This is a genomic window from Pseudoalteromonas sp. US3C1004, from assembly GCF_048401065.1.
GTDB classification, from domain to species: Bacteria; Pseudomonadota; Gammaproteobacteria; order Enterobacterales; family Alteromonadaceae; genus Pseudoalteromonas; species Pseudoalteromonas undina.
Window position 1 is genome coordinate 99,333 of record NZ_CP183074.1, and the last position, 21,781, is coordinate 121,113.

Here is a 21,781-nt window from a genome sequence, read left to right on the forward strand (position 1 = left end):
CGGGCTTAAATGGAATCAAAAATGATCGAATTAAGTACATTAGACTGGCTCGTGCTCGCAGGATTCTTTGTCTTGCTCTTAGCTGTAGTCATCGTCTCAATGAGACAAAAAGAAGAAGATACTACAGATTATTTTTTAGCCGGGCGTAATGCGAGTTGGCTAGTCATTGGTGCGTCAATCTTTGCCTCAAACATTGGCTCTGAGCATTTAGTTGGCTTATCTGGTGCAGGTGCACAATCAGGCATGGCGTTAGCGCATTGGGAAATGCAATCGTGGATAATATTATTACTTGGTTGGGTGTTTGTGCCTTTTTACTGGAGTAGTAAAGTTTATACTATGCCGGAATTTTTAGAGCGTCGTTTTAATTCTAAATCACGTACTTTTTTGTCGGTTATCTCATTAATCAGTTATGTACTCACCAAAGTAGCAGTGACTGTTTATGCCGGTGGTATCGCGTTTAAAACTATTTTAGGTATCGAAAGCATTTGGGGCATCGACTTTTTCTGGATATCCGCTATTGGCTTAGTGGTGATCACCGGTATCTATACCGTACTCGGTGGTATGAAAGCGATAATGTGGACCTCGGTGCTACAAACCCCTGTGTTGATCATTGGCTCTGTGGTTATATTAGTTGTTGGTTTGGATAAAGTCGGTGGCTGGTCAGAGGTTGAACGCTTAAATGATATAAATATGCATTTAATCCGTAGCGCCTCAGATACCGAGTTCCCATGGCCGGGCATCATTTTTGGTTCATTCATTATTGGTTTTTGGTATTGGTGTACTGACCAATATATTGTACAACGTGTACTCTCAGCGAAAGGTATTAAAGAAGCGCGTCGCGGTACTATGTTTGCAGGTTACTTAAAGTTATTGCCTATTTTCATCTTTTTAGTACCAGGAATGATCGCTTATGCATTAAAAGCAAAAGGTATTATTAGCTATGACAGTGCCGATCAAGCGTTTCCTACTTTGGTTGCCGAGTTACTCCCCTCAGGTGTTAAAGGCATCGTAATTGGTGGCCTAGTTGCCGCATTAATGAGCTCGTTAGCCTCGTTATTTAACTCATCAGCCACCTTATTTACTATCGATTTTTATAAAAAGTTCAAACCTGAATCAAGCGAAAAACACCTGTTAAAAGTAGGTCGCTTGGCAACCGTAGCCATTGTAATTTTAGGCCTATTATGGATACCCATAATGAGCTTAATTGCAGATGTGCTCTATGAATACCTGCAAAGCGTGCAGTCACTAATCGCGCCAGGTATTGCTGCTGTATTTTTATTAGGTTTATGTAGTAAACGTATCACCCCCGCAGCTGGCTTTGCTGGTTTAGTGTCTGGTTTTGTACTGGGTATGATCCGCTTAGTGTTACTGCCATTTAAAGATAATTTAGCTGGTTCATCATTTGCGTGGATCACCGATATGAACTGGTTGTACTACTGTATTTTATTATTTGTTGTGGTTGTTGTGCTGATGATTGTAGTGAGTATTTTCACAAAACCTGCCAGTAATGAACAACTCAAAGGTTTAACCTTCTCAAGTCTTGATAAAGCCACATTAAAAGAAGTAGCTGCCGGATTAGATAAGTGGGATTACATTCATACTGCGGGGATCATCGGTATCACTACGTTTATTTACTATCGCTTTTGGTAAAACTTAATTAGTTGTTCCCACGTTTATAGGGGGTGTTATCACCCCTTTTTTGCATACAGATAAGGACTCTCATTAATTAGGCAAGGTAGCTTCCTCTCGTGTTGTTAGCCTCAGTGCAAATTAATGAACAGTCATAAAGAGGTGATGATGAACACTCTGCTTAAAATTGCATCCATAAGTTCTCTAGTATTACTCAGTAGCTGCTCCTCAATAATGCCCCAAAAAAGCGTAGAAGCACGCTTTGTTCCTGAGCGTATGGACGACTTTGCATTTGAAAATGACAAGGTTGCATTTCGCGTTTATGGGCCTGCTTTAAAAGATTCGGTAGAAAATAGTGGCACTGACTGCTGGCTTAAACGCGTTGATTACCCAATTATTAATAAATGGTATGAAGGAGAACGAGAAGGTATCTCTTATCATGCAGATCATGGTGAAGGTTACGACCCTTATCATGTTGGTAATTCATTAGGCTGCGGCTCAATGGCCTTATGGGATGAAAATGCCGATAAGAGCGACAGACTGATACAGCCCAATGTGTATACTGATTATTCAATAATAGAAAAAACCGCTGATAAAGTCGTTTTTGAGCTCACTTACCAGTATACCGATCAAGACATCACCGAGAAAAAACGCTACACACTGGAAAAAGGTAGCCAATTTTATAAAGTACAAAGTCAATTTACACACAATGGTAAACCCATACAGCTTAAAGTTGCTGTGGGGGTCACTACCCATGATGGTAAAGCACAGACACATGTCAACTCTGAAGGTGATGCAATAACAACATGGGAAACTATTGATGGCAGCCAAGTAGGCACATCTGTTTTATTGCCTAAATTTACCCACACTCACTATATTTTACAACAAAGTGATAAGAAAGATCGCTCGCATGCTCTGCTTGTTGCGCAGACGAATAAAGCGGGTGAAATTACCTATTATGGAGGGTTTGCTTGGTCTAAAGCGGGTGACATAACAACCTCCAAACAATGGCAAGATTATGCGAGTAACTATTTAGCCAAAGATAAAAACACACAAGTAACCGCAGAATCTGTAAAGTCACTAACGCAAAAAGTAGCAGACTGGCAAATTGCAAATTTTGCAGAAGAAGGTAAATACCGCGCACTACCACGCAAACCACCCCAGTGGATGAATCGCGAACAATATCATGATTTAGAGTGGCATCATGGTGCCCTTTACGCGGGTATGAACGAATGGCGTAAAATTGCTGATGATGATAAATATACAAACTTTTTAATGGAAATTGGTCAGCGAAATGACTGGGCTCTACACCAACGCCCTTATCATGCCGATGATCACACGGTAGGTCAATTTTATCTGTCTTTATACGAAGACTTCCATCAGCCAAAAATGCTCGAACCCACCCGTAAGCAATTTGACTGGATTTTGGCTCACCCAAAAACCGGCACTCTTGATTGGCTTGCTGAAAATACCCATGCCCATGATCGTTGGGGCTGGTGTGATGCATTATTTATGGCACCGCCTGTATGGGCACGTTTAGCTAAAATTACCGGTGAAGAAAAGTATTTAGACTTTATGCACCAAGAGTATAAAGCAACATACGACCTATTGTGGAGTAAGAAAGGTCAGCTATTTTGGCGTGATTCTAGTTTCTTTGATAAACACGAAAAAAATGGCGAAGACGTTTTTTGGGCTCGTGGCAATGGCTGGGTATTTGGTGGATTAGCACTGATGATTCCGGACTTACCAGTGACTTGGGAAAAACGTGACTTTTACATTAATTTATATAAAAAGATGGCCGCACGTTTAATTGAAATACAACGTGAAGATGGCACATGGTCTATGGGTTTACTTGGTGGTACACAAGGTTATCCCATCAAAGAAACCAGTGGTACATCATTCTACGCATTTGGTTTAGCATGGGGTATCAATAATGGCTACCTTGATAAAGAAACGTATCGCCCTGCATTAATGAAAGCATGGCGTGCGATTTCAGGTTCAGTTACCGATGATGGCATGCTAGCCTTCGTACAACCTGTAGGCGCAGCTCCTGGAGATTCATTTCCAGATTACACTGAAGTGTATGGTGTTGGGGCATTTTTAGCAGCCGGTAGTGAAGTGTATAAACTACTTGAAGATGAAAAACCAAAAAAACACGTCGCTCACAATACAATTCAAACGTTAATGCATAATGCAGGGTGGTGTTGGTTTCAAGATCCCCGCGCCATTATCCAAAACGGTAAATTAATTATCGGTAGCGTTGCTGGCAATGGTGTGGGTGACGCTGCGGTAGGTGTCTACGACCTTGATAAAAAGCAACTACTCGGTCGTACCACATTAAAAACTAAATTTGACCATGATGATCATAACTCACCGGTATTTTATGCGCGTCCTGATGGCAGTGTATTAAGCGTTTACGCACGTCATAATAGTGAAAAAGTACATTACTACCGTATTTCAAATTCTGACAATTTTTTAAGTTGGGGCGAAGAGAAAACGATACAAAGTCCTGCCAACGTAACCTACATGAACTTATACGACTTACCCGATGAAGGAACACTTTATAACCTTTATCGCGGTATTGATTGGAATCCAACGTATGTTACATCAAAAGACGATGGTGCTACCTGGAGCGATGAACATGTTCATCTAATTCAAAATGAAGTCCCTGGCGTACAAAGACCGTATGCACGCTATGCAGGGAATAGCAAAGACACAATAGGTTTGTCATTCACTGATGCCCACCCTCGCGACTTTGGTAACAGCATTTATTATTCTGAGTTTAGAAAAGGTAATTTCTATAACGTGGATGGCACATTAATTAAAAACCTTAAAAAGGATGGGCCATTAAAACCATCTGAAGCAGAGAAATTATTTCAAGGTGGCGGCGGCAACTTCCGTGGCGTTGATTTAAGTGTTGAAAAAAGTGCATGGACAAGCTCAGTGGCTTTTGATGATAAAGGCTACCCACACGTTGCTTATACTTATTACTTAAATAATCTAGATCAGCGTTATCGTATTGCATCTTGGGATGGCAAAAAATGGCATGACCGTGAAGTTGCGTTTGCAGGAAGCCGTTTATATGACCGTGAGGCCAGTTATACAGGCTTAATCACTGTGGATCCTAGCGACCCTACTCATGTGGTTATTTCAAGTAATGTGAATCCGACTACGGGTGAGTCTTTAGCAATGCCGCATCAAATATTTAGCGCACACATTGGGCTTGATGATGATACTAAAAGTATTCAATGGGAACAGTTAACGCATGATAAAAACAATGAAAATTTACGCCCTATGATAGTCAATTCCGACAAACATAAAGTCATTATGTGGTTACAAGGACAATATAATAGCTGGACTGACTACTACTTAGACGCTGTTGGGATTGTGGTTGAGTAATCAGCCCTAGTTCATTAAAAAGGAGCAACAGGCTCCTTTTTTATTATCAGCTCTATAGTTAGTCCGGAAACTCTGGCGAAAGAATAGGAAATCCTTGGTCATCCCACTTTATTATACGCGCTCGAGCATGGCGATTTGGATCTGTTAACGGTGTTCCTTTAAGCTCTTTATAATCACGGCTGTGGTAAATTAATAAGTCTGTAACACCGTCCTCTGCTTTTACAAAACTATTGTGACCTGGACCAAAGCGCCCTACTTTTTCGTTACTAGCAAAAATTGGCTGCTGCCTCTTATGCCAGCTTGCTGGGTCGAGTAAATCGGCATCTGCATCGGCCCATAACAAGCCCATTGCATATCGATGATCAGTCGCACTGGCAGAATACGTAAGTAGTACTTTTCCCTCACGGACCATCACTGCGGCTCCTTCATTCACCTTATAGCCTTGTAATTCCCAATCAAGTGTTGGCTCTGAAATATTAACTATTGGCTCTTTTATCGATGTTGGTGAATCCATTTGTGCAACCCACAATGCGGAGTTATACGTTGCGGGTTGGTTTTGCTGTGCCCACACTAAATAACGCTTACCTTTATGGCTAAATGTTGTAGCGTCCAATGAAAAACTATCAAGGTGGGTTTTTAACTGACCCATTTCTTGCCATTGGCCGTTCATCGGGTTTTTACTGTCATTTTTAAGCACATACATGCGGATACTAAACGGCTTTTCTACATCACCCGCTGCAAAATGAATATACCAACTGCCATCAACTTTATGTAGCTCTGGTGCCCAAATATTGGTACTCATTGGGCCTTTTTCATTTTTATGCCAAATCACTTTTGGCTCTGCTAGTTTCAAGTCATTAATTCGGCACGCTTGACGAAGCTCTATTTCATCAAATTTAGGGGATGTACCAATAAAGGTATAACAACCGGTTTTTTCATCGCGGACCAACCAAGGATCAGCGCGTTGCAAAACAATTGGGTTATCAATTGGCATCAATGTTGGATTATTATTTGCCTCTGCAACACTGTAAAAGCATGACATACTAAGTACGCTTACCATTGCAGTGGCAATCAGATTCTTGGCCATGGTATTTCCTATTTTTATAGTTTAATTTCCATTGTTAATATTGTATTACTTATATTATAGTAGCTGAATAAGTGTAATGAATAAAATAAAAAAGGTAGGCAACTATGAAACGCGCAAAAAAGTTCGCTCATACATGTAAACTGCTCGGTGCAAGTACATTACTTTGTTTAGCAAGTAATTCCATGGCTAAACAAGTTGAAGTACACGACCCTGTAATGACTAAAGAAGGCGATACCTATTACGTCTTTAGCACGGGTATGGGGATCACTTATTACGAATCAAAAGACATGAAAAATTGGCAGCTTACTGGCCGCGTATTTAAAGATGAGCCAAGCTGGGCAAAACGCATTGCCAGTGACTTTGGTGGCCACCTTTGGGCGCCGGATGTATACCAAAAAGATGGCAAATTTTATCTTTATTATTCTGTGTCTGCGTTTGGTAAAAACACCTCTGCGATTGGTGTAACGGTTAACGAAACTCTAGACCCTAAATCACCCGATTATAAATGGATAGATCACGGTATAGTTATACAGTCTGTGCCTGAGCGTGATAACTGGAACGCGATTGACCCTGCTATTGTTGAAGATGACAACGGCACGCCGTGGATGAGTTTTGGTTCGTTTTGGGGTGGCCTTAAATTAGTAAAACTTGATGATGATATGGTACGACTTGCTCAACCGCAAGAATGGCATAGCATTTCAGCCCGCCCTAACACTGAACACGGCCCTGTAGAAGCGCCGTATATCTTTAAAAAGAATGGCTATTACTATTTATTTGTATCGTTTGATAAATGCTGCCAAGGTTTAGACAGTACTTATAATGTTCGTGTAGGGCGCAGTAAGAATGTAGAAGGCCCTTACCTTGATAAAGAAGGTCGAGACTTAAATAATGGCGGTGGTTCACTGGTGATCGAAGGTAATAAAGACTGGGCAGCACTTGGCCATAATGCCGCCTACACCTTTGATGGAAAAGACTATTTAGTACTTCATGCCTATGAAAGCGCTGATAACGGCTTACAAAAATTACGTATCCTACCGATGACTTGGGACGATAACTGGCCAGTAGTTGATAGCAAAGATCTAAACAAGCGCACCACTAAGCTGATTGAGAAGTAATGCAACAGTATAAATAATGAAACTAAAAAAACCTGCAAATTGCAGGTTTTTTTATACTTTAATTTAATACTCAATTTGTATCTTAATTAAAATCGATTAGAGTAATATCCATAAAAATAAGCTGTTCACTACTGGCCGCTAATGACTCGTTAAGTGCCACACTGTAAATATCGTAGGCAAGATGCGGTAAAATCAAAAGCTCGTAACGGCTGCCTTTCGGCATCAGCATGAGTGCTTCTTGCAAACCTTCTATCGCTTCTGCTATTTCATACTCTGCCAATTGCTCGATTTGCCGCGTATCATAAAGCACATGCCCTGTTGCAGTCATCACGCGCTGCTGCACCTTAACAGTGGCATCCCATGAAGGTGGTTCACCACTGCCAAGCTCAATTACACGATACATTAAACCAGAACCTGTGACGTGCACGCCAGGCTGCGTGATATATTGCTCAGCAAGTGGGTAGCGTCGTTCACTCACTTTTGAGTGCTTACTCTGGGTATGGTGTAAAGTCATGCTCACTCTGCTACTTATTAATTAAGCGAATACCGTAAATACCACCAGCAATAGAGCCTTGCTCGGCGCTAAAACGCAGTGTTAACGATGATGCTTGTTGCATTACATCGGTTAACGGGTAATCAATGCTATAAAATTCTGTATCAGTTTGTTGAGTCGGCAAACTTACTTTTGCCAACACCTCACCATTAATAGTGATGGTAAACTTACGGCCTACATCAGCATTAAAATAACGAATACGCAATGCCACTGCTTGCTGTTCTGGGTTGGCTAATGTGTATTCAAACCAACCTGTTGCATCACGCCAATGGTGGCCATTATTTACGCCTGCGCGGGTGTTTTCGCCTTTAAAGTCATGCTCTACTTCAGGCTGTTGTTCACCCGGTGTAATTTGGTCAACCGTCAATAATCGTAATTGCTCTTTTGCTTGTTCAGCAGCTTTTGAATCTTTCACGAACTGAGTAAATTCGGCTTCACTTTGCTGCGGCCAGTAAACTTGATAGCGACTATCATGAAGCCTAAAGAACGGAATTAACTGAGTTGTTTGTGTACTCCCTATACCCTGCTGGGCTATTGCGACATTTTTATCTGTGGTAAATGCAAGTTCAGCGCTAGGCGCTCGCTTTAAATCAGCAATAAACTGCTCAGGTTCACTGAGCATGATAGGAAGTGCTTCGGATGGACAGGTAGGCCCTGCTGCAATATGACCCATGCGGCTGTTGTCTGCCACAAAATTCAACTGCTCGTTTTTAAACGCTTGTACTTTGGTTGCCATTACCACAGGACCATACAATACCGCATAGTAATCTTGGCCATCCGGCAGTTGCTCTGTGTACAGCTTTGGGGTTAAGGAAAAAGCGAGTTTATCGCCATCATGCCAATCATGTTTTATTGCGTAATAACCCTGCTCTGCAGTGGCATTTATAGGTTTGCCATTAAGCTTAAACTGTAAATCACCCGTGATCCAACTTGGCTTACGAATATGCAACTGCGCTGGTGAATTATCCTTTTTATCTAATGTATTGAAAACCAATGTAACATTATTAGCATCAGGAAAATGGCTTTGTTGAGTTACTTTTAAGCCTTGTTGCTGCCAATCAAGCGTACTTGAAATAAATAGATTTACCCATAAGTTATCGTCATTTTTACTGTAGATCAGCTCACCATATTTACTATGATTTTCGATACCCGAACCGACACAACACCACATTGAATCTTGTACCGATGAATACATACGATAGTGCCCAGGACGCATCGGCGTAAAGTACACAAGCCCACCGTGCTCAGGATGTTGCGACGATAAAATATGGTTATAGGTTGCGCGCTCGTAGTATTCTAAATAGCGAGTGTCCGCGGTTTTCAGAAACAGCAGCTTGCTGAGTTTCATCATGTTATACGTGTTACAGGTTTCCGGGCCTTCAACATCTTCAACCATCGCGGTAAAGTCTTTTTTGTCGTGAAAATGCTCACGTACACTGTTACCACCAATAGCCACTGAGCGCTCTTTAGTCACTGTTTGCCAAAAATAATCTGCGCCTTGTTGCCACGCTTCATCATCACTGGCCTCAGCGACCTTCAACATACCAATAATTTTTGGAATTTGGGTATTAGCATGTAAGCCAGTTAGCTTATCTTGTTTTTTTAACAGCGGATCGACAATGCTATGGTGAGTAAATTGACGTGCTAGTTTTAAGTAACGTTTATCATTACCGATAGTAGCCATATCAGCAAATACCGCATTTAAACCACCGTATTCTGAATATAGCATCTGTTGAATTTGTTCATCGCTTAACTTAGAGGTTAAGTTTAAAAACCATTCGCCTAAACCAAACAGCATTGTTTTTGCTTGCTCACTGCCTGCAATCAAATAAGCATCACGCAGACCATGAAAAATTTTGTCTATGTTATAAAGTGGCACCCAACGATCATTTAAACTAAATAAATCGGCTTTAATATTACCATCATGAATTTGTTGCCACATTGCTTGACCATTTGGTATGCCTCCTAAATAACCGTCATTAACCTGTTGGGCGCGTTGTAGCTCATTTAACATGTAATCTAAACGGCGCTTTAGTTCTTCATCGCCAGTTGCAGCCCACGCAAGGCTTAACGCCGATAAATAATGACCGCCAATGTGACCATCAAGTCCCGAGTCTTCCCAATTACCATAAGATGACGCTTTGGGCTCGATACCAGCTTCACGTAAGTAAGGAGCTAATAATTGATCTGGGTGCAATGCCAATAAATAACGAACGTTAGTTTGCTGGGCATGTAAAAACGGGCTTGCACTTAAGCTAACTTGCTCAAGTGCAAAAAGTTGTTGTGGTGTGCTCTGTGTATGATGCGTATTAACAGTTTTATCATCTGTATTTGGGTGTTCGCTGCAAGCCGATAACAACATTACCGCAAGTGAAAAACTAATAACGTGTGGTAATTTTTTTGCTGCTAAATCAAACATACACAGAGTCCTTTTGTTATTTTTATCGTTCGCCAGGTTTACCAAAAACAGGCATACCGTTATCATCCCAATTTAATGATTTTGTGAAGGTATGACGATCTGGATTCCACAGTGGGTCACCTTCAATTTCAGTATATTGACGACAGTGATAAACCAGTACGTCATTACCATTTTCATCTTGCGTAAAACTGTTATGCCCGGGGCCAAACATCGACTTAGGCTCATTACTACGAAATACCGGCTCTAGTACTTTAGTCCAGCTATTTATATCTAATAAATCACTATCTAGGTCCGCATATAGCAAGCCCATAGCATAGTTTTCATCGGTGGCACTGGCTGAATACGTTAAGAATATTTTACCGTTACGTTTAAGTACGTTAGGGCCTTCATTCACCCAAAAACCAATTATTTCCCAATCAAGTTCAGGGATGGTTAAACGCGTGATTTCGCCAGAGATCTCTATTGGTGATGACATTTTTGCCAAGTACAGATTTGAGTTACCTTTTACACCTGGTTCTTTTTGTGCCCAACAATAATAAAGCTCATCATTATGATAAAAAGTCGTGGCATCTAAACAAAAAGTATCCCATGGGGTTTCAATTTGACCGCAAAACTGCCACTCGCCTTCAATCGGATCCGCATCTTTACAGCTAATTGCATACATACGGTGTTGAAATAAATCGTGCTTAATTTCACGACTCGGTGCTGCGGCAAAATAAACATACCAAGCGCCATCATTAAAATGGATCTCAGGTGCCCAAATAAGCTCCGAGTACGGACCTGTTTGTGGCTTCATCCAGACCATTTTTGGTGTTGCCGTTGCAAGTCCTTCAAGCGTCTTTGCACGACGTAGTTCAATGCCATCATAGGCAGGAACAGACGCGGTAAAATAATAATAACCATCTGTGTGCTTATGAATATATGGGTCAGCACGTTGTGGGATCAAAGGCTTAGGTAAAGTTGACATAAATGCTCCTAAAATTATTCTGGTAACCGTTGGTTTTTAACCATGTCGGTATAATATTGATCTGTAATTTTGTATTTCTTTAATATAAAGCCCAGCAATGCATGAAATACTCCTGGAATAACAGTCAGCATTAAAGCAAGACCCATCAAGGTGAATTCTGTTTGCTCAACATTTGGTTTGTATTCAAAAAATGCTAATAGTAAACCACCGGCAAGACCTGCTAACCCGCCACCCGCTTTTTGGCAAAATGAGATGCCACCAAACGATAATCCTGAGGCACGTACACCGTCTTTAATTTCACCATAATCAACGGCTTCAGCTATGGCTGACCAAAACACAGGGGCGTGTAAATCAACCACAAAGGAAAGAATAATGTATAAAAAGAAGGCAAGATATACATCTCCAGGTTGCACAGCAAAATACATTACAACAGATATGAATAACACCGCGATTTGTGATTGACGAAATAGCTTCATTTTACAATAGCGTTGGGTGATCCATGTACTAGCGATCATAGATACAATTGATGCGGCAATACCAGCACTGGTAAACGCTCCAGCAAGACTTGGTTCACCTAAATAATAAGTTGCATAATACATAGCGACACTGCCACGAATTGCGTAACCTAAAGTACCGAGCACGCATGCAGCACATAATAATAACCACTGATCGTTTTTCAATAATGTTTTAAATTGTGTTGCGATGCTTTCTGTCTGAGGTTCATGAGTAATACGTTCACGAGTAGTAAAAAAACAAAATAGAAACAATGCTACACCACAAGTGGACACTAAAATCATTGCCAGTTTATAACCATGAGCAATATCGCCACCGCCCCACAAAGACGCTAGTAAGGGAACTGAAAACACAATAACTACATTCGCTATTTTGGCAAAAAACATTCGGTATCCGTTTGCGGATAATCGCTCTTTTGGATCTGCGGTTAATACACCGATATATGAAATATAAGGAATAGCCACACCAGTAAACATTAAGGTGGCAAATAAATAGGTAAGATAAGCCCATACCAACTTCATGTTGTAATCAAAATCTGGCGTGGTAAATAGTAGAACGATTGAAATCCCATAGGGCACAGATAAAAATAAGAACCAATGGCGGAACTGCCCCCAGCGTGTTTTTACTTTATCGGTAATCACGCCCATTAATGGGTCAGTAAACGCATCAACAAAACGTGCAACTAAAAATAAAATCCCCATATCAACAGGGTCAAGACCATAAATGTCGGTGTAGAAAAACGACATAAAATAAAATAATGCAGCAACCATAACGTTTACTGCCATATCACCGGCACCAAAACCGACTTTTTCAACAACTGATAACTTTTGATTTTCCATACAACTACCTGATTTTTAAAATATGTTATATAAAGCAACATATTTAAAAAAGAAAAAAGACCATCATTATTAATATGTTATACAAGTATCGAATCTAATTTCGATTGCAAAGCATTGTGATGTTCATTGAATTCGTTATTTTTGTAAACTTAATGCTAATAACATAAATAGTATTATCATACTAATTAGCATGCAACTATTTTCGTAAAGATAAGGTGGGAATTAAACGTACTACCTTCACAATAAAAAAGCCTCAGGTAGTCTGAGGCTTTAATTTAAGTAGATTATTAGAAAGAGTAACGCACACCTAATGCAAACGTGCGGCTATATAGTGCATTATTTGAATTATGAGTAGTTGGGTACTCGTAATAACTTTGATACGTCTCTTGTGTTAAGTTAGTACCATCAAATGTCACCATCAGATCTTCTGTAACATCATAGCTTATCTGAAAATCTAAGCTCTTCTCAGGGCTACGGTATATACCCAGCGGGTTAGCAAACTGTGCTGCCTCGTAACTATTTAAGAAATCATCACGCCATAGATAGGCCAAACGTATATCAAAGTCTTCACGTTCATAAATGAGAACTGTTGAGTAAGATAATTCAGACACACCAAACATATCACGCGAATCTGTACCAACTAACTCACCTACATCATTATACTTTGGTAAGTCTTGTTTTGAATCAAGTAGGGTAGCACTCGCTTGAACACCTGCACCCATTAACCAATCAGGCAAGTTGTCAGGGAAATACACAAGACCTAATTCTAAACCATTCAATGTTCCATTTGACGAATTATCTGGTTGAGTAAGGATATAATCCTCAGGTTCAGTCGCATCTGGGCCTTGATATTGAATAATACGGTTAGAGCCGTAAACAAACCCTTCAATATCGCGCTTAAATAATGTCCCATAGAGTGAACTTGCTTCTGCAAAATACCACTCTAATGTTAAATCATAGTTTTTCGATTCAACGGGCTCTATACTTGGATTTCCCCCATTTGCAGTCCCATAACCAATATCCGTTACATCTTCAGTATAATATATAAACGAATTTAGCTGTGAAAACTCAGGGCGACGAATAGTCTGAGTGTAGGCTGCACGGGCAAGTAAATCCTCGCTTAAATGGTAACGGACAACAAAGCTAGGTAACCAAGCCGATGAACTATTTTCTGCCGAACTAACAGCGGTAGGGTTTTGATCAATATCAAAGAAGGTCATATCTACTTTAGCATTTTCGTAGCGAAGACCTACTTGGCCATCAATTTCACGACCAAATAATGTGCTTGAAAAATTACCTTGAATATAAGCCGCGTAAGACTTCTCCTCAACATCGAATGTTTTTTCTAGTAATAAACTTTCAGGTTTTATGCCGTATAGTTCACGGAAATAGCCACGATTAGCATGAATATAGTGACCACTTGGTGCAACCCAAGATGATGGCCAGTTTGCTTTGCTATCAAAAAAATCTTCATTTACTGAAGCTAAACTCTCGTCCAGTGATGAAAAGGATTGCCCAAGAATATCTACGTCAAATCTAGATTCTCGTGACGCTTCTGAAGCTCCTTTACTATCGTACTTAATACCAAAGTTCACTTCATCAAAACCATAAGTATTGACAAACAGTTCACCATCTAATGTAAACGTTAATGAATCACCTTTGCGATTACCACCATTATCATACAGTTGAGCAACATTCCATTGAGAGGTATCGGTTAAATCAGCTTCATTAACGGATGTCGCAGGGTTATCTAAGTATTCTAGTCCCGGCATGCCATCCTTATCATTGAAATCAACATTTAAACCATAGGCAACACGTTCACTTCGCATTGCTAAAAACTCAGTTTCAAACTTACTATTCTGATAATAAACTTCAGAAGACAAATTAAAGTTATCATTAATAGTCCATTCTCCACCTAATGCAAACACGTAGCTGTCTGTTTGACTTACAGTTAAATCACCACTATTGAAGCCATAGGGCACATCAACATAACGCTCTTTTATAACATTAGTGCCATCAAACGTTACTGGTGGAGCCATGTTGTCAGCCTGCCCCCAAAAATCGACAAAAGTAAAACTAAGTGAATTAAATGATTCATTGCGGAAACCATTATAAAATGCTTCAAATGTATATTGTGAGTCGCTATTAGGGCGCCATTGCAATGAAAGGTTAGCTGCTGGGCGTTCACGCTTACCAGTTAAGTCATTAGAAAAAACGGCATCGCGTGACAGATAATATTCAGTTGGCACACCATTAACATCAAGCGTTGAGCCAGATTGATATGGTAAGCCATTCTCGAGCCCTGGTTGCCAAATAGGGTTTTCACTTACACGCCCATCTTTAACCTGAATTCGTTCGAACGGCGCAAACCCTGTAGCCGGATTAAGAGTCATAAATGGTACCATTGCACCTGCGGCCATATTTTGGTCACGATAATTTGTTTCAGCATATGAGAGGTTGATCAACGCACCAAACTCCCCCATGCTTGACTCCCAGCGATTACTCGCCAGTGCAGATAAAATTGGATCAACATCTTCTACTTGGTCTTGGTAAACTCCCCGAGCAGAAACAACTACTTTTGAACCATCAAAGTTAAATGGACGCTGAGTTTTGATATCAATTTGACCTGCAATACCACTACCTACTTGCGAAGCGGAACGCGTTTTGAATACATCAACACTTTCTAATAAAGCTGCTGGAATATCTGCAAGCGCTACATTACGACCTGAAGCTGTAAATACTTGTCGACCATTGACCGTTGTTGTCACGTCCGTCAAACCTCGGATAGATACTGTGTTTACCTCGCCAGCACCACGGTCGGTAACCTGTATGCCTGTTACCCGTTGTAGCGCCTCAACAACGTTGTTATCTGGAAACTTACCTATATCTTCGGCAACAATCGCATCAACAACTTGTAATGACTGTCGCTTAATGTTCAAACCTTTATTTAAACTTCCACGTATTCCCGATACCTCAATAACCTCTATTGCATCGGCATCTACTTTTTGAGCTTGTGTTTGCTCTTGTTGTGCATAGGCAAATTGAGTCGATATTGCCATTAAAATTGCGCTAGCTATGTGTGTTCTTTTTAACATTAGCGGTGCTCTCCAAATTATAGTTATATTGACAGATTAATTAGGTGCTTCTGTCTCTGGTTTACCACTTCAATATGCTTGTTGTCAGTTGAGAATATTGATTTGTGTATTGTGTTGATATGTTAATTAATTGCTGCCTCAATTTAATAGTATTGTATGATTATTTAACAGTCAATATAATTTTTGAATTAAAAATAAGCAGCATAAAACTAATTCCCCCATTAACTACATTTAGATTTAAAAGGCAAAGCACTGATAATAATGAATTTAAAATAAAAACTAGATAGCACTCTATATTTTCACAATGAAAATATAATAATACAAATTATTGACTTTTGTTATTATACTTGTAATTTTTAAAGCATCTTTTGTTCACTACATTACTACCCATGGGGAGAACTAATGTTTAATTTAAAATACCTTACTGTGCCTTTATTACTTTCGAGTAGCTTGGCTATTGCACAAAATCCACTTTTCAAAGATATATTTACTGCTGATCCTGCTGCACTTGTACACAACAACACGGTTTATCTTTATACTGGCCACGATGAAGCTCCTAACAACGATGTTTTTTTTGAAATGCATGACTGGCTCGCATTTTCCTCAACCGATATGATGAATTGGAAAAAACACGGCCCAATTATGAAAGCTACTGACTTTAAATGGGCGAAAGGAGAGGCATGGGCATCGCATATGATCGAGCGCAACGGTACCTTTTATTTTTTCACCACTGTGCGCCATGATGATACTAAACCCGGTTTTGCTATTGGTGTTGCAACATCAAAGTCACCCACAGGCCCATTTAAAGATGCTATCGGTCACGCTCTTGTTACCGATGACATGACTAAACACACTCCTAATGATTGGGATGATATTGATCCGGCTATCTATGAAGAAGAGAACGGTGATACCTACCTATTTTTTGGCAACTTAATACCTAAATATGTAAAACTTAGTGATGACTTACTTCATCTCGATGGTGAAATTAAAACCATTGATTTACCAAACTTTACCGAAGCACTGTGGGTTCATAAGAAAGATGAATACTATTATGTTTCTTATGCATGCGAGTTCCCTGAAAAAATCTGTTATGCCATGAGTAAAAGTGTTCATGGTCCATGGGAATATAAAGGCATTTTAAATGAAATTGCAGGAAACAGTGAAACTAATCATCAGTCAATTATAGAATTTAAAGGTAAAAGTTACTTTATTTATCACACTGGCGCAGTACCACCAAAAGACGGTAAGCCCAGTGGCGGACGCTTTCGCCGCTCGGTGGCAATAGACCCGCTATATTACAATAAAGATGGTTCATTAAAACGCGTAATAATGACATCCGAAGGGATTGAAAGCCAAAACTAGCTAGCACATAACTCGTGTAGGAGCATTTTTAAACCATAAATGCTCCTCACTTAAATCTGTCAGAATCAAAATCTTCAACTATTTAAAAATAACATCATAAAATAACCCTTGTATCTATTTTATGTTAATCACTGCTTTCTTTAGTCAGCTAAATATTTATCCAACCTACCTAAAAAAAATAAAATAACTTATAAATTAACAAGTTAGACACGCAACGCAATTAACAAGAAATTTACTCATGTAATAAACTTGCACAGTTAAAATTGTACTATAAAATTATAATAGCATTTTAGTTTGCATTTCAGACTCTGGCATTCATTGAACACATAATTAAATAACAACAATATCTCGATATAAAGAGGACACACAAAAATGAAACTAACCAAATTAGCGATGGTGATCACCTGCGCTTTAGCTGTTACAGCATGCTCCGAGGAAGGCACTAAGCTTGAGTCATCACCAGCAGTTGCCCAGCCACAAAGTACCAAACCAACTGTCAGTGATAGTGTTAAATACAATGAACGAGGTAATGTGGCGGTTACTTATGTTGGTGTGCACGATCCATCAGTCATTGAAACTGACGGTACTTATTACATTTTTGGTTCGCATTTAGCGGCAGCAAAATCAACAGACTTATTAAACTGGGAAATGATTTCAAGCCTTTCCGCTAATGAAGCCGTGAATGAAAGCCCGCTTTTTGACTTTAATTACACGAGCGAAATTGCAGAGGGTATTCAATGGACAGATGGCTTTACTGGTAACTGGGCTGCTGATGTTGTTAAAGCACCCAATGGCAAGTTTTGGTTTTACTATAACCATTGCGCTCAAGATAATCCTGACACACCCGATGTAGTCGATGAAGTATGCTGGAACCGCTCATACTTAGGCCTTGCAGAAGCTGATAATATTGAAGGTCCATATAAAAATAAAGGCGTATTTTTACGCAGTGGCTATCGCAACGATGAAGAGTTTGCACAGTACCCTCTTGATAACGGCCAAACAACGTGGAATGGCGCCGTTGACCCGAATGCCATTGACCCAGCTGCCTTTTATGATAAAGATGGCCAATTATGGATGGTTTATGGTTCATATTCTGGCGGTATCTTTGTACTGGCAATGGATGAAGAAACGGGTACGCCAGATGCTGAGCAAGGCTATGGTAAACATTTGGTGGGTGGTGACTTTAGAGCTATTGAAGGCGCCTTTGCTATGTATAGCACTGAAAGTGACTACTATTATTTATTTTACTCAGTAGCTGGTTTTGATGTAAACGGTGGCTATAACATTCGTGTAGCACGTTCAAAAACTCCGGATGGCCCATACTTAGATACCGCAGGCAATGATATTGCCGCTGTTGGTGGTTTAGAGATTGGTGAAAAACTATTAGGTGGCTTTGAATACACCCAAGAGCTAGGGGAAACCTCACCAGCATGGGGTTATCAATCACCGGGCCATAACTCTGCCCATTACGACGAAGCGACTGGCCGTCACTTATTGATTACCCACACGCGTTTCCCACAAACCTCTACACCGTTTCCAACAGCGAGTGAAGCTCACCAAGTTCGCGTGCATGAGATGTTCATTAATTCAACCGGTTGGCCGGTAACCTCACCGCAACGTTATGTGCCTCTAGAGGGTGATAATTTAGTGGTGGCTGAGCAACTATACGGTTACTACAAATTTATAAACCATGGGACTGATGTTAATACCAGCGCAGTGCGCTCTACGCACATTGCTTTAAATGCCGATCATTCAGTAACAGGTGATGAAACTGGTATTTGGTACATGGTTGATGATTCAAGCGTTAAACTTGAACTTGAGTCTGGCACTTACTACGGTGTGGCTAAATGGCAATGGGATGATGGAAAGCAAGACTTAGTGGTTACTTTCTCTGCAGTATCACTAGAAAACACCACAGTCTGGGGCAGTAAAGTAGCGGAAATTGATGAAACTGCCAGTGTTCTAGCAACCGTGAGCGATGCACTGGATATAAAAACTGAGCTGACAATTGATGATGAAGGTTGTTCATTGCCAACCAAAGGGAAAGCGGGTACGACTATTCGCTGGGAATCAAGTAATGAATATTACATTGATGCAAATGGCTCCGTATTTATTCCCACCCCTGATCGGGGCGATCAAGCAGTTACATTAACCGCTAATATGTCACTTAATGGTGAAACTATCACCAAAACGTTCAATGTGAATCTAAAAGCGCGCCCCGTATTTAAAAATGCGATTGCGCACTATAGCTTTGAAAACGGCTTAACAGATAATTTAAGCAACCTTGCTGATGCCATGACCACTGATAACAACTTGGACAATACAGGTGTTGGTACGCCGGCCTATACTGCCGGTCAAACAGGCCAAGCATTTAACTTTGATGGTGCAACCGGTGTTCGTTTACCTGATGACATAATCAACTCAGATAGCTACACAGTTTCATTTTGGTCTAAACCTGACGTTGTAACTGGCTATAGCCCTGCCTTTTTTGCCGCTGAAAACGCTGATCGCTGGGTAAGTTATATCCCGGGGGGCGCGCCTCATTTCACCACAAATACAATTTTATGGAGTCGCTACCTAGTTGAACCAGAGGTTGAGCAGTGGAATCAAATTGAGATGACTCAAGGTGCCACGCCAGGTGAATGGAACCATGTCACTATTAATTATGCCAATGGCACAATGAAATACTACTCTAACGGCTCACTTGTTGGCTCAATGCCACGCCCTGATATGTTTAGTGCTGATACAGCTAAATTTGCACTGGGTGTAAATTTTGGCTGGGATACACCATTCCAAGGTCAAATCGATGAATTTATTGTCTATGATTACGCATTAAACAGCTTAGATATCAATGGTGCAGCGATAAATAACCTAACTGATCCTACTAAGTTTGAAACCTTCATTACGGATGCACTTGATTTAGGTGATGTGACTGCCATACGTGAAAGCTTTGAATTGCCTCGTGTTGGGCCATTTGTGTCAGGGATTAGCTGGACATCAAATAATGAGGAGTTCTTAAAACCGGTTAATGGCACTGCCGTTGTTAATCAGCCAAGCGCCAATACGGGTGACCAAGTTGTTACTTTAACTGCAACAATTAACTATAAAGACTTTACCGATACCAAAACTTTTGAAGTTACCGTTAAATCACTTGCCCCTGCAGAATATAGTTTTGAAGGCGACTTAGCTGAACTTAAAGCAGCTTACGCAAACGCCAAGCCTACTGGCGACCGTATTGATAACACTGGCGGTAACGTCACTTTTGTTGAAGGTATTAAAGGCCAAGCAGTATTCCTACAAGGTTCAGGGGTTCGTTTACCAAATAACTTGATCACTACCAATGATTACTCTGTGTCTATGTGGTTAAAGCCGGAAACGTTCTCAGATTACACCACTGCATTTTTTGCAGGTGCAAGCTCGGCATCTTGGATAAGTCTAGTGCCTTCGATGGTTGATTCGAATACGACTCGCCTTTGGGCAAATGGCGGCGGTGCGTTTTTTGATAATGGTGATTTAGGCATGCGACTGCCAGCCAAAGAGTGGTCACATGTTGCCTTCACTGTTGACGGAACCAACGGTGACACCTTGAAGATGTATTTAAACGGTGAGCTTAAAATTGAAGCAGGTGGCTTCCCTCGCGTGTTTACTGTTGAGGGCGAAACCAATGAATTTGCGTTAGGTGTAAACTACTGGGATACACCATACAACGGCGCGGTTGATGAGTTAAAAGTATTTAACGGCGCAATCGATGCTGACGCAATCAAAGCACTCTACGATGCAGCTACTGCACAAGAGTAAGCTATTTAGGGTGAGCTGCCTTACCCAATAGTTTGTTGTCATAAAAAGCCAGACGAGAGTCTGGCTTTTTTTTAACTTTTTATTTTCAACAAACACAACATCATATACAGTGGTATTTATAATACAATATTAACTAAGGAAGGAGCTATGCAACGTCTTTTAATCACCTTACTATGCTTGATACCCTCACTTGGCTTTGCTAAAACAGCCGACTTTAAAGTGATAGATCAAGGTGGCAGTGGCCTATTTAGCGCCATTGCAGCCACTGAAACCTCGTTAGGTAACTATGTTATATACCGCCCGAACGAGTTAAATCAGTCAATAAAATTACCCGTTGTAGTCTTTGCTAATGGCGGCTGTATGGATACATCATATCCCTTTGAGCATATGCTCTCAGACATTGCCTCGCATGGTTACTTATTGATTGCATTAGGAAAAATGCAAAAAAGCCTTGATGACAGGCCCTTAAATAAAGCCAGTAATAGCATGATCCCTCACGCGATTGATTGGATCACAGCGCAATCTGCAAATCCGCTGAGTGAATTTTACCAAAGCGCAAATCTTGAGAAAATCGCTATTGCAGGCCAATCATGTGGCGGCGCGCAACTACTTGCCACAGGGGCAGATAAAAGGGTCAGCAGTTATTTAATGTTTAATTCAGGTATTGGTGATATGACCATGGCAAACGCTGATGTTAAGTCACTGCAAAACTTGCATGCGCCTGTTATCTACCTTGTTGGTGGACCCACTGATATTGCCACTGACAATGCCAAGCTTGATTATCAACGCATAAATCATGTGCCTATTGTGTTTGCTAATCATAAAACAGCTGGACACTCTGGTACGTTTGAACAGCCGTTTGGTGGGTCGTTCTCAAAGTTAGCGATTAAATGGTTGGATTGGCAATTAAAAGATAAACAAAGCAATACAGAGTTATTTTTACAGGGCCAAACCGCTGATTTTGTCAGTTGGGATATAAAAGCAAAGCAATTTGAAAAGGAATGA

12 protein-coding genes are annotated in these 21,781 nt (G+C 40.5%); 6 read left to right on the forward strand and 6 right to left on the reverse strand.

Annotation, left to right across the window (positions count from 1 at the left end; translation table 11 throughout):
* Positions 1-21 precede the first annotated feature (21 nt).
* Complete coding sequence (locus ACNSN3_RS15930) at positions 22-1,650, forward strand: sodium:solute symporter (protein WP_418609540.1); 1,629 nt, start codon at positions 22-24, stop codon at positions 1,648-1,650.
* A 213-nt stretch (positions 1,651-1,863) separates the two neighbouring features.
* A complete protein-coding gene (locus ACNSN3_RS15935; RefSeq protein WP_418609542.1) occupies positions 1,864-5,028 on the forward strand; it encodes a glycoside hydrolase family 88 protein in 3,165 nt (1,054 codons plus the stop codon).
* A 58-nt stretch (positions 5,029-5,086) separates the two neighbouring features.
* On the opposite strand, the gene ACNSN3_RS15940 is transcribed toward ACNSN3_RS15935, so the two are convergent.
* Positions 5,087-6,115 carry a family 43 glycosylhydrolase gene (locus ACNSN3_RS15940; RefSeq protein ID WP_010389186.1) on the reverse strand — a complete coding sequence of 343 codons (1,029 nt, stop codon included), beginning with the start codon at positions 6,113-6,115 and terminating at the stop codon, positions 5,087-5,089.
* 104 nt (positions 6,116-6,219) lie between these two features.
* On the opposite strand from ACNSN3_RS15940, the gene ACNSN3_RS15945 reads away from it, so the two are divergent.
* Positions 6,220-7,230 carry an arabinan endo-1,5-alpha-L-arabinosidase gene (locus ACNSN3_RS15945; protein ID WP_418609545.1) on the forward strand — a complete coding sequence of 337 codons (1,011 nt, stop codon included), beginning with the start codon at positions 6,220-6,222 and terminating at the stop codon, positions 7,228-7,230.
* An 82-nt stretch (positions 7,231-7,312) separates the two neighbouring features.
* On the opposite strand, the gene ACNSN3_RS15950 is transcribed toward ACNSN3_RS15945, so the two are convergent.
* The 5 genes from ACNSN3_RS15950 to ACNSN3_RS15970 form a co-directional block, all read right to left on the reverse strand.
* Positions 7,313-7,744: an FKBP-type peptidyl-prolyl cis-trans isomerase gene (locus ACNSN3_RS15950; protein WP_418609547.1), complete on the reverse strand. Its 432-nt coding sequence runs from the start codon at positions 7,742-7,744 to the stop codon at positions 7,313-7,315.
* Between the two features lie 10 nt (positions 7,745-7,754).
* Positions 7,755-10,202 (reverse strand): beta-L-arabinofuranosidase domain-containing protein, encoded by a 2,448-nt coding sequence (locus tag ACNSN3_RS15955; protein ID WP_418609549.1) that lies wholly within the window; start codon positions 10,200-10,202, stop codon positions 7,755-7,757.
* Positions 10,203-10,224: 22 nt separating this feature from the next.
* Positions 10,225-11,169, reverse strand: coding sequence for a glycoside hydrolase family 43 protein (locus ACNSN3_RS15960; RefSeq protein WP_418609552.1), 945 nt, complete (start codon positions 11,167-11,169; stop codon positions 10,225-10,227).
* Between the two features lie 14 nt (positions 11,170-11,183).
* A complete protein-coding gene (locus ACNSN3_RS15965) occupies positions 11,184-12,521 on the reverse strand; it encodes an MFS transporter (protein ID WP_010389191.1) in 1,338 nt (445 codons plus the stop codon).
* A gap of 287 nt (positions 12,522-12,808) precedes the next feature.
* Positions 12,809-15,616, reverse strand: coding sequence for a TonB-dependent receptor (locus tag ACNSN3_RS15970; RefSeq protein ID WP_418609554.1), 2,808 nt, complete (start codon positions 15,614-15,616; stop codon positions 12,809-12,811).
* 402 nt (positions 15,617-16,018) lie between these two features.
* Here ACNSN3_RS15970 and ACNSN3_RS15975 point away from each other — a divergent pair, with 402 nt between their 5' ends.
* From ACNSN3_RS15975 to ACNSN3_RS15985, 3 genes are all read left to right on the forward strand, one after another.
* The gene (locus tag ACNSN3_RS15975) at positions 16,019-16,978 is read left to right on the forward strand and encodes a glycoside hydrolase family 43 protein (protein WP_054201310.1); all 960 of its coding nucleotides are present in this window, start codon (positions 16,019-16,021) and stop codon (positions 16,976-16,978) included.
* A gap of 372 nt (positions 16,979-17,350) precedes the next feature.
* Positions 17,351-20,776, forward strand: coding sequence for a LamG-like jellyroll fold domain-containing protein (locus ACNSN3_RS15980; protein ID WP_418609557.1), 3,426 nt, complete (start codon positions 17,351-17,353; stop codon positions 20,774-20,776).
* A gap of 147 nt (positions 20,777-20,923) precedes the next feature.
* Complete coding sequence (locus ACNSN3_RS15985) at positions 20,924-21,781, forward strand: chlorophyllase/cutinase-like alpha/beta fold protein (protein WP_418609559.1); 858 nt, start codon at positions 20,924-20,926, stop codon at positions 21,779-21,781.

What these genes read in the sequence shown, in the direction of transcription:
- ACNSN3_RS15930 (WP_418609540.1), top strand. Translation starts at nt 22, where the DNA reads ATGATCGAATTAAGTACATTAGACTGGCTCGTGCTCGCAGGATTCTTT.
- ACNSN3_RS15935 (WP_418609542.1), top strand. Translation starts at nt 1,864, where the DNA reads ATGCCCCAAAAAAGCGTAGAAGCACGCTTTGTTCCTGAGCGTATGGAC.
- ACNSN3_RS15940 (WP_010389186.1), bottom strand. Translation starts at nt 6,115, where the DNA reads ATGGCCAAGAATCTGATTGCCACTGCAATGGTAAGCGTACTTAGTATG.
- ACNSN3_RS15945 (WP_418609545.1), top strand. Translation starts at nt 6,220, where the DNA reads ATGAAACGCGCAAAAAAGTTCGCTCATACATGTAAACTGCTCGGTGCA.
- ACNSN3_RS15950 (WP_418609547.1), bottom strand. Translation starts at nt 7,744, where the DNA reads ATGACTTTACACCATACCCAGAGTAAGCACTCAAAAGTGAGTGAACGA.
- ACNSN3_RS15955 (WP_418609549.1), bottom strand. Translation starts at nt 10,202, where the DNA reads ATGTTTGATTTAGCAGCAAAAAAATTACCACACGTTATTAGTTTTTCA.
- ACNSN3_RS15960 (WP_418609552.1), bottom strand. Translation starts at nt 11,169, where the DNA reads ATGTCAACTTTACCTAAGCCTTTGATCCCACAACGTGCTGACCCATAT.
- ACNSN3_RS15965 (WP_010389191.1), bottom strand. Translation starts at nt 12,521, where the DNA reads ATGGAAAATCAAAAGTTATCAGTTGTTGAAAAAGTCGGTTTTGGTGCC.
- ACNSN3_RS15970 (WP_418609554.1), bottom strand. Translation starts at nt 15,616, where the DNA reads ATGTTAAAAAGAACACACATAGCTAGCGCAATTTTAATGGCAATATCG.
- ACNSN3_RS15975 (WP_054201310.1), top strand. Translation starts at nt 16,019, where the DNA reads ATGTTTAATTTAAAATACCTTACTGTGCCTTTATTACTTTCGAGTAGC.
- ACNSN3_RS15980 (WP_418609557.1), top strand. Translation starts at nt 17,351, where the DNA reads ATGAAACTAACCAAATTAGCGATGGTGATCACCTGCGCTTTAGCTGTT.
- ACNSN3_RS15985 (WP_418609559.1), top strand. Translation starts at nt 20,924, where the DNA reads ATGCAACGTCTTTTAATCACCTTACTATGCTTGATACCCTCACTTGGC.